Annotated in this window: 11 protein-coding genes; 3 read left to right on the top strand and 8 right to left on the bottom strand. The window is 65.5% G+C overall.

All coding sequences use genetic code 11. The features are described 5' to 3' along the window. Positions 1-81: 81 nt before the first annotated feature. From ACWEKR_RS00300 to ACWEKR_RS00290, 3 genes are all read right to left on the bottom strand, one after another. Entirely contained in the window at positions 82-1,104 is a 1,023-nt protein-coding gene (locus tag ACWEKR_RS00300) for a lysophospholipid acyltransferase family protein (protein ID WP_452352617.1), read from the bottom strand. Between the two features lie 5 nt (positions 1,105-1,109). Further along, the gene (locus ACWEKR_RS00295; protein ID WP_452352616.1) at positions 1,110-1,937 is read right to left on the bottom strand and encodes a GNAT family N-acetyltransferase; all 828 of its coding nucleotides are present in this window, start codon (positions 1,935-1,937) and stop codon (positions 1,110-1,112) included. 229 nt (positions 1,938-2,166) lie between these two features. After that, entirely contained in the window at positions 2,167-3,459 is a 1,293-nt protein-coding gene (locus ACWEKR_RS00290) for an NAD(P)/FAD-dependent oxidoreductase (protein ID WP_452352615.1), read from the bottom strand. Between the two features lie 113 nt (positions 3,460-3,572). On the opposite strand from ACWEKR_RS00290, the gene ACWEKR_RS00285 reads away from it, so the two are divergent. Next, entirely contained in the window at positions 3,573-4,430 is an 858-nt protein-coding gene (locus tag ACWEKR_RS00285) for a LysR family transcriptional regulator (RefSeq protein WP_452352614.1), read from the top strand. Positions 4,431-4,564: 134 nt separating this feature from the next. Here the strand turns inward: ACWEKR_RS00285 and ACWEKR_RS00280 are convergent, their stop codons facing one another. The 3 genes from ACWEKR_RS00280 to ACWEKR_RS00270 all read right to left on the bottom strand — a co-directional run bounded on the left by ACWEKR_RS00280 (position 4,565) and on the right by ACWEKR_RS00270 (position 6,596). After that, positions 4,565-5,494, bottom strand: coding sequence for an IPT/TIG domain-containing protein (locus ACWEKR_RS00280; RefSeq protein ID WP_452352613.1), 930 nt, complete (start codon positions 5,492-5,494; stop codon positions 4,565-4,567). Positions 5,495-5,627: 133 nt separating this feature from the next. After that, positions 5,628-5,813, bottom strand: a complete 186-nt coding sequence (locus ACWEKR_RS00275; protein ID WP_452352612.1) for a hypothetical protein — start codon at positions 5,811-5,813, stop codon at positions 5,628-5,630. Positions 5,814-5,894: 81 nt separating this feature from the next. Then, positions 5,895-6,596: a hypothetical protein gene (locus ACWEKR_RS00270; protein WP_452352611.1), complete on the bottom strand. Its 702-nt coding sequence runs from the start codon at positions 6,594-6,596 to the stop codon at positions 5,895-5,897. Positions 6,597-6,833: 237 nt separating this feature from the next. On the opposite strand from ACWEKR_RS00270, the gene ACWEKR_RS00265 reads away from it, so the two are divergent. Further along, entirely contained in the window at positions 6,834-7,727 is an 894-nt protein-coding gene (locus ACWEKR_RS00265; RefSeq protein WP_452352610.1) for a helix-turn-helix domain-containing protein, read from the top strand. After that, positions 7,724-7,933 carry a DUF397 domain-containing protein gene (locus ACWEKR_RS00260; RefSeq protein ID WP_452352609.1) on the top strand — a complete coding sequence of 70 codons (210 nt, stop codon included), beginning with the start codon at positions 7,724-7,726 and terminating at the stop codon, positions 7,931-7,933. The genes ACWEKR_RS00265 and ACWEKR_RS00260 overlap by 4 nt, the downstream gene beginning before the upstream one ends. Positions 7,934-8,148: 215 nt before the next feature. On the opposite strand, the gene ACWEKR_RS00255 is transcribed toward ACWEKR_RS00260, so the two are convergent. Together ACWEKR_RS00255 and ACWEKR_RS00250 are read right to left on the bottom strand one after the other, a co-directional pair. Then, entirely contained in the window at positions 8,149-11,256 is a 3,108-nt protein-coding gene (locus tag ACWEKR_RS00255) for a type I restriction endonuclease subunit R (RefSeq protein WP_452352608.1), read from the bottom strand. A 50-nt stretch (positions 11,257-11,306) separates the two neighbouring features. Further along, positions 11,307-13,094, bottom strand: a complete 1,788-nt coding sequence (locus tag ACWEKR_RS00250) for a DUF262 domain-containing protein (RefSeq protein WP_452352607.1) — start codon at positions 13,092-13,094, stop codon at positions 11,307-11,309. Positions 13,095-13,124 lie beyond the last annotated feature (30 nt).

The following is a 13,124-nucleotide window of genomic DNA, read 5'->3' as shown; positions in this document are numbered from 1 at the left end:
AGCCCGGGCGAACTCTGACGAAGCCGGGATCGGTTATCACGCATCATGCCGCGCCATGAACTCCGGCTGCGCGTTCAGCGCCTACTGCGCGGCTGCGGTGCGGCGACCGCGCAGCACCGGGCGGCGGCGTGGCCTGCGCACTTCCGGGGCGTCGGCGGCGACCGACGGGTCTTGGACGCGGGTGTGCCCCGCCTCGATCCACTCCGTCGCTTGCGCCGCACCACGGTGCGACGACGCGGTACCGCGGATGGCCGCCTCGCAGCGGCGGGCCAGCTCGCGCCGGTCGTCGCCGGGCCGCTGCACCGGCTCCAGCACCACTTCGGCGACCATGCCGCGCGACCGCAAGACCCGGCGCGCGGAGGAGGCGAAGGTATCGACGCCGACGAAGCCGGGCACCGTGCACGGCACACCGTGCCGGTCCAGGTACCGCAACCGCACCGGCTGGACCGGAGTGCCGGTGTCCACCGCAGCTTGGAACAACGCGGGCCGCATGGTGCCGTAAGCCCGGCCACACCAGGTCGTGCCTTCGGGGAAGACGCCGATCCGGTCGCCCGCGGCCAGCCGCGCTCCGACCGCGGCCACCACGCCGGGCAGCTGCCGCAGACTCTCCCGCTCGATCGGAATCACCCGCATCAGCTCGGCGAGTTTGCCGATCAGTGGCCAGTCCACCATGTCCGCACGCGCCACGAAGCCGAGCGGCTGCACCGAGGCCAGCGCGACGATGTCGGTCCAGCCGATGTGCCCGGTCACGACCAGCGCGCCGCCGACCCCGGTTCCGAAACCGGCGGGTACGAACCCGGCGTCGCCCTCATCGACGACGCCGCGCTCGTCCACGGCCCCCCGGTTGTCGACGATGCGCAGCCGCATGCCCAGACAGCCGAGCAGCAAGCGCGCGTAGCCGCGCTGCAACGAAACCCGCCGGCCGCGCGGTGCCACCGCGTTCGCGAGCGGGAAGCTGAGCAGCAGTCCGGCGACCCCGGCCAGGCGGGCGAGCACCCGCGCCGACCCGACCTCATCGATCGAATCCAGGCAACCGGTACCGCAGGGGCTCGACGGCATCCATGCGTGCGCGGCGGACGTGGCGGGTGGCGCGTCGAAGACCACGGTCCTCACCGTCCCCCGTCGAACGACGCGGCGGCGTCTTGTAGCCGGTTCAGGTAGCGGGTGTTGATCGTGTTCAGTCCGAGCAACACGACGAAGTCGGCCACCGCGAATGCGGGATCGTGGGCGGGCTCGCCGCAGATCTCCGCGCCCAGCCGCAGGTAACCGCGCACCAGCGGGGGCAGCTTCGGCCGCGACGGCGGCGCCAGCTCGTCCAGGGACTTCCCGTCGACGATCACGGGGTTGTACGGGTGGACCCGGCGCTCCGGGTCGGAGGCGTGCCGGCCGAGCAGCATGTCGCGCACGCCGCGCACGTTCACCCCGGGCGCGTCGGCCGGGGTGTCCTGCATCGGCACCGACACGCAGCCCATGACCCACTCGTAACCGGTGAGCTGGATGTAATGCAGGATCCCCGCCCACATGAGGGTGAGAACCGAGCCGTTGCGGTGATCGGGGACCACGCAGGCCCGGCCCATCTCCACGATCCGCATGCCCTCCGGATCCAGCTGGGCCAGATCGAATTCCGTCGCCGTGTAGTACCCGCCCGCCGCGGCGACCTTGTCCGGCGGCAGCATTCGATAGCAGCCGACGAACTCGCCGGTGGCGTCGTCGCGCACGAGCATGTGGTCGCAGTGCTCATCGAAACGGTCGGCGTCCAAACCCGTGCCGTCGTCCGGGATCCGGAAGCCGGGCTCGTTGGCGAACACGTTGTAACGCAGGCGCTGCGCGGCGACGCGATGGTCGAGATCGGAGGAAACCACCAGCGAGTAGCGCGACCGTCGCTCCCCCGAGTCCGTCGGTCGAGCCGGGGCTGTCAGCACGGACGAAATAGTCATAGCCATGATGAAGCCAGCTCGACAATGCGCCGCAGCGACCTCGAAGTGTCGCGACGATGCCGGTTGGGTGAACGAGACGGCTGTCACACCGAGCGTTCACCGAACGGTTCCACCGCGTTCGCCCCTCGGCATCGTGCCCGCTTCCCCCGAGCGTTTTCGGCCGCCGCTGCTCGACGGATCGCGCCACTCCCGTCTCGGAGCAGCGCGATTCCTCAGGTACGGGAAGCAATCAAGCGGCGCGCTGCTCCTCGGCGCGTACCTTCTTCGGGGTCGTGTCCTCTTCGGCGAAACCGGGGCGTCCGGTGAAGATGAAGGCGACCAGCCAGGACGCGACCGCGGCGAAGCGGTTGCGGAAACCGACCAGGTAGAACAGGTGCACCGCGAGCCACATGACCCAGGCGACGAAGCCGCGGAAGGTGATGCGGTCGTTCAGCTTCGTCACGGCGCTGAACCGGCTGATCACCGCCATGCTGCCCTTGTCCCAGTAGGTGAAGGCGGTGCCGGGCTGCTTCTTGCGGCGGATGATGTCGGCGGCGTGCCTGCCCTCCTGCATGGCCACCGGCGACTGGCCGGGGTAGCCGTTGAGCGAAGTCATGTCGCCGATGGCGTAGATGTCGGCATAGCCCCCGACGGTGAGATCCGGGTTGATCAGCAGTCGGCCTGCCCGGTCGGTCGCCACGCCCGTGGCCTCGGCCAGGATCTTCGCGAACCCGCCGGCCTGCACGCCCGCCGACCAGACGACGGTTTCCGCCGCGATGGCGTGCTCGACGCCGTCGGCGCTCTTGACGGTGACCTTGCCGTGCTCGATGTCGGTGACGAAGGTGCCGAGCAGCACGTCCACGCCGCTGCGAGTCAGCGACTTCTTCGCGTATTCCGACAGCCCGCCGCCGAACGGCGGGAGCACCTCGCCGGCACCCTCGACGAGCGTGACCGATACCTCTTGGTGGAAATGCCGTTTCGCCAGCTCCTTCAGCTGACCGGCCACCTCGACGCCGGTCGCGCCCGCGCCGACCACGACGAAGCTGAGCAGCCTGCGCCTGGTCTGCTCGTCGGCCTGCGCGGCTTCGGCGAAGACGCGAGCGATCTGCGCGCGCAGGCGCCGCGCGTCGTCGATGGTCTTGAGCGAATAGGTCTTCTCGGCGAAGTCGTCGCGGCCGAAGTAGGACTGGCTCGCGCCGGTGGCCGCGATCAGCGAGCCGTAACGGATCCGGTGGGGCACGCCGTCGTGCTCGTAGGTGACGATGGCGCGGTCGGGATCGATGTCGACCACGGTGCCCAGGCGCACATCGGCTTCGCGATGACGGCGCAGGATCCCCGCGATCGGCGGCGCGATCTCCTCCGATGTGAGCACACCCGTCGCTACCTGGTACAACAGCGGTTGGAAGAGATGTTCGGGCGTGCTGGAGATCAGCACATAGTCCACCCCCGACTTGGCCAGCTGCTTGGCGGCGGCGAGCCCGCCGAACCCCGATCCGACAATGACGACACCTGCGGTTTCGATTCCCGCTTCCACGTACTGCATGACAGCCTCCTTCTCTCATTACGAACCGCGATCCGGAGGGCGGATATTTCAGGTGTGTGGGCGCATAATTCAGATGACTCTTATCTCGATTCGTAATTAATCAGGAGGCCGCTGTGGAACTTCGGCAGCTCACCTACTTCGTCGCGGTGTGCGAGGAGCTCAGCTTCAGCGGCGCCGCGGCGCGCTGCTTCATCTCGCAGTCGGCGATCAGCCACCAGATCTCCCGGCTCGAGCGCGACCTCGGTGTGCAACTGTTCGAGCGCTCGACCCGCTCGGTCGTGCCCACCGACGCCACCGCCCGGCTACTTCCCCTCGCGAAACAAATGCTGAGCCTGGAATCGGCGATCCGCGCCGCCGTGCGCACGGTGGGTCCGCGCATCCGGCTGGCCGCGAACATGTCCTTCGCCACCCGCTCGCTGTCGGCGATCGCGGGGGCGCGCGCCGCGCATCCGGAGGCGGAGATCGAGTTCGTGATCAAACCCTTCCGCCAGCGCATCACCGCGGTGACCGACGGCGACTGCGATCTCGCCCTCATCCGCGGCAGGGTGGACCAGCCCGGCCTCGTCGTGGAGCAACTCTGGGTCGAGGACCTCGTGATCGCCACGTCCAGCGCACACCCGCTGGCGACCAAGGACACGGTGACCCTGGCGGATCTGAGTTCCTACCCCTTGCTGTTGCCGCCGGAGCAGGAACAGGTGTTGTTGCACACCGTGATCCGCAACGCGTTCGCCGAATTGCCCACCGGCCCCACGTTCGGGCCGCCGATCCCGCCCGATCACACGGCGACGATGGAGCTGATCAACCGGCCCGACGCGTGGACGGTGCTGTATGCCGAAAGCACCACCGAGGGACTGGTGGTGCTGCGGCTGGCCGAGTCCAAGTTGCGTATCCCGGTGTCAGCGGTCCTGCGCGCCGACGCCCGGCGCTCACCGATCCTGGACACCCTGCTCGTGGCTCTGCACCGCTGCTGAGCGCAGTCAGTCGTCAGCGGGCCGTTCATCGCCACGAGACGTCGGCTCCGGACGGTCACGGAACTCGCGACATCGTCCACAGCGACGATCGCTGCCGAGTCGATCGAGCGGGGCGGCGTGCTCGACACCATCGATCAGGGAAGCGGAGTGAATCCTATTCCGATCGTGTTCGGTCCTTGCGCTGCGATGTCGGCGAGAATCCCGTGAATGCCGGTGAACCGGAACGGCGCCCAAGGCTCGAGCGGATTGATCGCGGAGGTGATTCCGACCAGACCGCTGTGTGTGGTCACCGGTCCACCGCTGTCACCCGGAATGATCGCGGCCCACGAACTGATGACGTTGTTCTCGTACCCGATCACGAGACCGCATGTCGTTCCGGACACCTGGCCGTACTTGCACATGATGTCCGAGAACGGAACCGGATGCGCGCCGATCCGGCTGACCACGGTCCCGTTCGGCGTCGTGTTGACCGGCTCGATCTTCGTTTCGTCCAGTTTGATAACCGCGTAGTCCTTGGACGAGTCGGCCGGAAACCGCATCGACGGAAAGCCAGGCCAATTCGTGGCCCATGTGGCGTAGTACCCGATCGGGCCCAGTCCGCGATGCCCCGTGAGGAACACCTCCTGAGCTCTGGTGTTCCGAGTCATCATGTGCCCTGCCGTGAGCGCCACCAGATTGCCGAGTTCGTCATATCCGACAGCTCCTACGGTGCCCCAGCTTCCGCGGGGCGGTCCGCCGGCGGACGTGATCGACGATCCCGGACCGAACTTCATCCCGGCCGGTGCAGGCGTGCCGACATATGTGAACGAGACGCCGTTACTCAACCCACTCGGCGTGGTGACGATGATGTGCACAGCTCCCCTTGCCGCAGGAGAGACCGCCGTGATCTGCGTTGCGGAGTCGATCGTGAACGAGGTTGCCGGAATGGTCCCGAATTCGACCGCCGTAGCTCCGCTCAGATTCGTCCCGGCGAGAACAACCTTGGTTCCACCGATGCTCGGCCCCGAACTCGGGCTCGCCGAGATCAGAGTCGGGGCCGAGGACCGGGAAGTAGTGGTGGACATAGCGCGCCTCCTCGACTCGGCGGAAGTAGTTCCGCTACGCCAGGGCGGCGAACTCGCTTGATCCTGGCCCTATTCAGTAAGGCCCCTATACCGGTGAGCGGGCAATGGACTCCAGATCCGTTTTCTTCCGTTTTCAGATCGATTCGGTGGTCGGGGAAGGCCGATGGCGCGGGAGCAGCCGTGACCAGAAGTCGTGGCGTACCGCATCCCACAGCGCGGTCATTTTCGGCAGCAGTTCCCGCACTTGCGCGAGGTCGGGGAAGGAATCCGGGCCGTAAGCGGCGATGGGCGTCACGTCGGACGCGCCGCGCACGACCATGATCGCGATCCGGTGGCCTTCCAGCCGCTAGATCGCCTGAAAGCCTCCGGCTTCGGTGTGATGGATCTCGTGCATTCCACATCAGTCCCGCTCGCTTCGCGTGACGTCGGACTGACGGGAGGCCGGGCCGCGCGAGTCCACGAGGGAGGCGCTGAGCGCGTCGAGCACATTCAGGAGTGTTTCCATATCGAGGCCAGGCGATATGGGCAGCGGACGGGCGGGCGGATCGAACACCAGGCCACGGGCGGCGGCGCGTTCGCGCGGGCTGGAGACCGGTGGAACGAGCTTGCCCGCCCGCACCAGACAACTGAGCGCCGACGCCTTTCGTGGACAAGTGGCGGCGCGACATCCTCTGTGCTGCTGCATTATTCGATGCGCCTCGGTGATGGTGAGCGGATGGTCAGGATGGGCGTGGCCGGGACCGATCGCACCGGGCTGCGCGCGTGCCCACGTCACGGCGGGGCTCACCGTCTCGAGGTCGCAGGTCTCGCAGACTCGGGCAGGGGTGTTGTCCACGGTGGTCAGGTCGTGGACGACGAGCGCGGCGGCGTGCACGCCGACCGCGATTGCCAGCGCGTATCCGACCGGGTCGACTTCTCTTTCCGGGGGCCGGACGGTGTACAGGTAGTGGTAGCCCAACTGTTCGGCGTGGCGGCGTATCTCGGTGGCGTGCCGAGGTGCGTGCGGTCCGGACGTATCGGTCCGCACCAGCCCTACGGCATTCGGCCCCTGTCTCTTCTGCGTGGTGAGCCGGCCGGTCGTGCCGATCTTCTGGGTGTGCATCGTTGCTCCCGGGTCATGTCGACGGCGTGCGAGTGTGGGATTCGTTCGACGCGGCGCTACCCCTTGGCGGGTTCTCGCCTCGAACGCCGGAGATCAGAACACCACCAGTGACCAGCGGATACGCTCGAAAACGAGCACCCATTACCGATCGGCTCGATTGCCCAGGACGGTGCTCGGTTCTCGGGAAGAACCAGATTCGATTTGCACTCCCGCACGACTCACTTCAAGGAGACCTGCGTGACCACCCCTGATGAAGAAGGCCCCTCATCGACGCTGCCGCGCCGCCAACTCGGACGTTTCCTGCGTGACCGCCGCGAAGCGGCGGGCTTCACCATCGCAGAGGCCGCAAAACTGGTCGATCTGTCCCGGGCGGTACTCCAGCGTCTGGAGACCGGCCAGATCCAGAAAGTCCGCAAACAGGACGCACAGGCGCTATGCGAGCTGTACGGCGTAGATGCCACGGACACGAAGGCGGCGGTCGACCTGGCGGTGCAAGCGAAGACCAAGAGCTGGTATCACGCGTACGGCGGTCTGTACAGCGGCGCTTTCAACATGTACGTGGGGCTGGAAGCAGCCGCACGGCGACTGACCATGTACCACGAGCACGTCCCTGGCCTTTTGCAGACCGCAGATTACGCACGAGCGGTGATCGGTGCCTATCCCGAATTCAGCAGCGAGGACATCGAGCGGCGGGTGGAGCACCGACTGCGGCGGCAGGCCATCGTCACTCGTAAGACCAAGCCGATCACTTTGGAAGTCCTGCTGCACGAATCGGCACTCCACCGCATGGTCGGCGGACCGAAGATCATGTCGGCTCAGCACCGGCACATGGCGGAAATCTCGAAGCTGCTCACTGTCACGCTGCGGATACACCCCTTCAGCGCGGGACTGGCCTGGGGTATGCCGCACGGCAAGTTCATCATCATGGGGTTCGACTCGAACGCCAAAGGCGTGCCGGTCGAACCTCCGATCGTTTACTTGGAGGGGGGACCGGCACAGGATGTATACCTGGAAAAAGCCGGGGAAATTCGGCTCTATAGTGAGCTCGCCTCGGCCATCCGGGACACGTGCCTGGGTGAAGTGGAATCGCGAGACCTGCTCCGGCGGGTGGCAAGGAGTTACGAGCGGTGAACGATGACCTATCCGGGGCGAAGTGGTTCAAGAGCAGCCGCAGTGAAAGCGGTTCGCAGTGCGTCGAAGTGGCATGGCTGGGCGGCGGCATGATCGGCGTCCGGGACAGCAAGAACCCGACCGGCCCGGCATTGGTGTTCGCACCAGGCGAGTGGGACGCCTTCACCACAGGCGTGCAGGCCGGAGAATTGAACCGCCCCGCCTGACCGCACCTCACACACGTAACCGAATCGACCGGCCCCGCCCCGCCCACCACACGGCCGGGAGCGGGGCCGTTCCGCCTACGTCCAACGATTTCGCTACAGCGCAACGCCTTTGCTCAGCGTCGCCGTCCCGTTCGGGCCTGCCCACCGGCGCAGCCCCGGCTCACCGCCACCGGGGGACGATCCACTGGTGATCCGGCAGTTATCGGCGACCGAGATCAGGCGGTGTTCAGTCGCGCGTAGATGCCGGGCAGCAGTTCTCCGAGCAGCTTCTGCGACAAGTCTTTGTTGTTGAGGATCTGTGTGGAGAGATCGGCCGAGGAGTCCATGGCCGCGATGACGGCGTCGGCGAAGGCGATGTCGAGGTCGGGGCTGGCGGAGAATTGGGCAAGGGTGTTGGTTCTCGCCTGGGCGCGCAGGGTCATAGATTCTTCGAACCGGTCCTTGATGTGGGTGATCACGCTGCGGATGCTCGAGTCCGGGTGATTGCCGGAGAACAGATCGTTGATCCGGGCGATAACCTCCTCCAGCGCCACCATCTCGGGGTCCTTGACGGTGCCGGTGCCAGCCCCTGTCGCCGGTTCGAGCTGCACCCCAGCGGTGAGTACGCCGTTCTGCTCGGCCTGCTGATGATGGCCGAGGTAGTCGATGGCGACCGCGGACAGGTCGATCGGGGTCTGCTTCGCTCCGCCCGTGAGCTGCGGCGCGAGCAGTTTGAGGTAGATCGCCAGCTTCTCCAGCCAGGGATTCTCATAGTCGAACAGCTGAGAGAGGAACTCATACTGCCGCACGTAGGTGCTGACGTCCTTGCGGAACATCTCCAACGCATCGACGGCCGCCGCGTCGGAGGCATCGAGGGCCTCCTTCATCCGGACTGCGTACCGCTCGGCGGCAGGCGCGATCCACTTCTCCAGCGCGCTGTTGCCCTTCTTCGCAAGATAGTCGGCGACTAGCCCGTCGACCTCGGAGCCCTCGTAGATTCCCGCGACGGCGAGTTTGCGTTCGGTGTCGTGAACGATATTCGGGTCCGTGACGTCGGCGAGTGTGGTGACCTCGTAGTACGGGGAAAACGCGTCGACGATATCGGCGACCTCGTTGGCGAAGTCCAGCACGAACGTCTGATCCTTCAGCGGTGCGAACGTCCGGTTCAGCCGGGAAAGGGTCTGCACGGCTTGCACTCCGCCGAGCTTCTTGTCCACATACATCGCGACCAGCTTGGGCTGGTCGAATCCCGTCTGAAACTTATTGGCCACCAACATGATCTGGAAATCGTCGGTGGCGAAAGCGTCGCGCAGATCGCGGCCGTTCAGGCGGGGGTTCATGCTCGTTTCGGTGAATGGTTCGTCGCTGCCGGATTCGGCGTCCTGCACCTCACCGGAGAACGCGACCAAGGCCGCGACGTCGGTGTAGCCGCGCTGAGCGACGTAACTATCGAACGCGAGCTTGTAGCGGACGGCGGCCTTGCGGGAACTGGTGACCACCATAGCCTTGGCTTTCCCGTCAAGGCGCCAGGCCACGTTGTGCCGGAAGTGCTCGACGATGATCTGCACCTTCTGAGAGATGTTCGTCGGATGCAACTTCACCCAGTTCATCACCGACTTCACGGCCGCGCTCCGGTCCACCAGATCGGCGTCGGTGCCGTCCTGGGTGACGGCGACGGTGCCCTCGGTGGTGTCGTCGGTCGAGTAGGTCTTCCCATTGTGCGACAGACGAAATGCCGTCTTATAGGGCGTGTAGTTGCGCAGCACGTCCAGGATGAAGCCTTCATCGATGGCCTGCTGCATCGAATACAGGTGGAACGGGCGCGGGGTGCCGTCCGGGCCCGGCCTGCCGAACAGTTGCAGGGTGGTCGCCTTGGGGGTCGCGGTGAAAGCGAAGAACGACACGTTACGCGCCTCGGCACGGGCCTTTGTCTCGGCGGCCAGGATGTCTTCCGCCGACACCACACCGCCCTGCGCGACCTCGTCGAGTTCGGACCGCGAGAGGACCTGTTTGAGTTTGTTCGACGCGCCGCCGGTCTGGGACGAGTGCGCCTCGTCGGCGATGATCGCGAAACTTCGTCCGCGCAGCGCTTCCTTGTTCGCGATCGCCTCGAGCGCGAACGGGAAGGTCTGAATGGTCACAATGATGATGTGCGTGCCGGATTCCAGCGCGGCTGCCAGTTCGGACGACTTGGAGCCGCTCAGGCCGTCGATGTGTGCGACGACGCCTGAGGTGCGATTGATCTGATGGATGGCCTCCTGCAACTGCGTGTCCAGCACAGTGCGGTCGGTGACCACGATGACCGAGGAGAACACCTTGTCGTCGGCGTCGTCGTAGAGTCCGGCGAGCCGCTGCGCCAGCCATGAGATGGAGTTCGTCTTCCCGGACCCGGCCGAGTGCTGGATCAGGTACTTGTGCCCGGGACCCTCGATACGGGCGGCGGCGACCAACTGGGTGACCACCTCCCACTGGTGGAACCTCGGGAAGAGCAACGTCTCCTTCCGGCTCTTACGTCCGGTGTCGGGGTCACGGCGTTCGGTGATCTCGAGGTGCATGAATCGGTCGATGATCTCGAGCCAGGTGTCTCGCCGCAGGATCGTCTCCCACAGGTATGACGACGCCGAGCCGTCCGGGTTGGCCGGGTTGCCGGCGTGGTGGTTGTTGCCACGGTTGAACGGCAGGAACACAGTGCCCGTCCCGGCGAGCCGGGTGGTCATGTGCACTTCCTTGTTCGACACCGCGAAGTGCACCAGTGCACGCGTCGCGAAGGTGAGCAACAGCTCGCCCTTGGGCGGGCGATCCTTCTTGTACTGCTCGATCGCGTGCCGTACCGACTGGGTGAAGTCGGTCTTGAGTTCGGCCGTGGCGACGGGGATTCCGTTGACGAAGAACACCAAGTCGATGGCCTTCTTCGGATCGGCCTTCGAGTAGTGCACCTGCCGCATCACCCGCAGCCGCACCGCGTCGTACTTCGCCGCGACGGTGGCGTTGAGCCCGGAGTTCGGCTTGAACTGACACATCGCGAAATTCGCGTTGAAGTCGCTGAACCCACGCCGCAGCACCGCGAGGGTGCCGCCGTCGGCCTTCGGATCGTTCGACAGCGTCTTCGCCAGCCGCTGCAACAGCGCGGATCTCGCCTTGGACTGCGCGTCTGTGGTCGCGTCGGGCTTGATTCGCTTCGCCAGCTCGATCGGCTGGGTATCGGACAGCCACGCGAACACGTCCTCCGGGAACAGCGCGAGGTCGCGGTCGTAGCCGGAGTCGTTCGCAGAGTACAGCCAGCCGTGCGCTGCCAGGTGCTCGCAGATCTCGCCCTCGAGGACGGATTCGTGGTGCTGGGGCATGTCGATTTCTCCGAGAAGTGAATCGGACGACGGCGGACGGATGCTCGACATCAGATGGGGAACAAGTCGAGGGTTCGCCGCGCGAGGAGTTCGGTCCGTCGCGTGATCTCCGCCTCGGTCCACTTCTCGGCGGCGGCCACGTCGGCGTTCAGGCTCAGCCCGTTACGAAAGCCGATGTAGTTGCCGTGGCTGTCCTTGCGGTCCTTCTTGTAGTCGAAAGACCGGTTTCCCAGGCTGCTGTTGAACCCGGTGATCGTCAGGTTCCCGAGCGTGTGCACCAGCCGCTGCTGCACATCAGCGGCCTGCTCACGGTTGCCGCCGAGCATCGCCACCCAGTCGCCGGGCAGATTGCCACCCTGCGGCAGGATGTGCTCGATCGTCCACTTGTAGTGCGTGCGTTCGCGTGCCCACAGGTCGGTCCAGGTCTCCTTGGTGAAGCCCTGTTCGGTGAGGGATACGAGGATGAACCGCGCCACGTCGGCGTTCTCGTCGTAGATCTGTCCGGACAGCTTCTCCAGGAATTGTTCATCCGAGGCCGAGACCCGGCGCAAACCCTCCCGCACAGCGCTCTCGACGGCCTCGCCTCGCAGAGGGGCGACCCGTTCGATCAGGTCCATGAACAGTGCCTGGAGGGTGTAGGTCTGCGGGACGCCGGTCAGGTTGCGTCGGACGAAGAAACTGGCCAGCAGCTGGGTGATCGCCTCCAGATGCGTCTCGGTCAGTTCCAGCTCGGCGCGGCGGATCATCAGGAACAGCAGGAGGATGTGCGACGGCGACCCCTGCGCACGGGAGAGACCCAGCAGCGCGTCGTCGAAAGTCGTGCGCGGGTCCTCGTCGTCGAGATTGCCGATGATCCGCTTGTACTCCGAACCAGCGGTGGTGATCCCGTCGAGGAAGGCGGCCAGGTCCGCGCCGATCAGTGTCTCGTAGATGCGGATCAGATTCGACCGGGTCGCCACCGGCGCTTTGATCACCGGAGGCAGCGTGGCCTTGAAGGCGTTGTAGTACTGACGGAAGAAACGCTCCTGGTTGGTGTAGTCGTCACCGAGGTCGGCGAGCAGATCGTTCCAGCGCACGAACACCTTGTCGGTGTCGAAACCATCCTGCTTGTCCGAGGACGCGAGCAAGTTGTTCTTGATCAGGTCTATCGGCGTGAGCGGCAGGCCACGGTTGTTCAGCGACTCGAACAGCACGAACGCATCGGAATGACTCACCACCTCCAGCTTGACCAGCGTCGCGTTCTTGACACGGCTGAGCATGTCGAGAGCTACACCGACGACGTCTCGGCCCGGCTCCTCGGCACGTACCGAAATCCGGTTCACGAAGTGGTTGTAGGCCCGCATGATTCGGCGATTGCCCAAGTTCTTGACCTTGGGGCTGTCGATCTGGATGCCCGCCCGGGACAGCACATTGAGGTAGTCCTCGAAGTTCGAGTTCTGCTTCTGCGGGCGCAACCGGGCGCGTACCGGCTTGCGCAAGACGAGCTGACGCCGCAGGTTCGTCAGATCGGTGATGTCGTCTTCATCAAGCTCGTCACGGCGTGTCTCCAAGCAGTGGTGGATGGCGATGAGCAACAACGACAAGGTCGTCATCCGCTGCTGACCATCGATCAGCTCGAGCACCACCTCCTGCGTGGCGTTGTCGGTCTGGTTCACGCAGATGATCGTGCCCAGGAAGTGGCCCTGATCGCCGTCGGAATCGAGGAGGTCGTCGAACAGGTCGTCCCACTGCTGCTTGCTCCACGAGTACTCCCGCTGATACGGCGGAATCCGGTACACAATCGTGTTCTCCGGACTCAACAGCGTGTACACCGGAACGTTGTCGACGGACTTGATCACTTGGCCTCCCCTTGCGCGGCAACGACACCC

The organism is Nocardia sp. NPDC004573 (assembly GCF_053602135.1).
The sequence above is the reverse complement of the archived record's forward strand: the minus strand, read 5'-3'. Positions and strand labels throughout refer to the sequence as shown.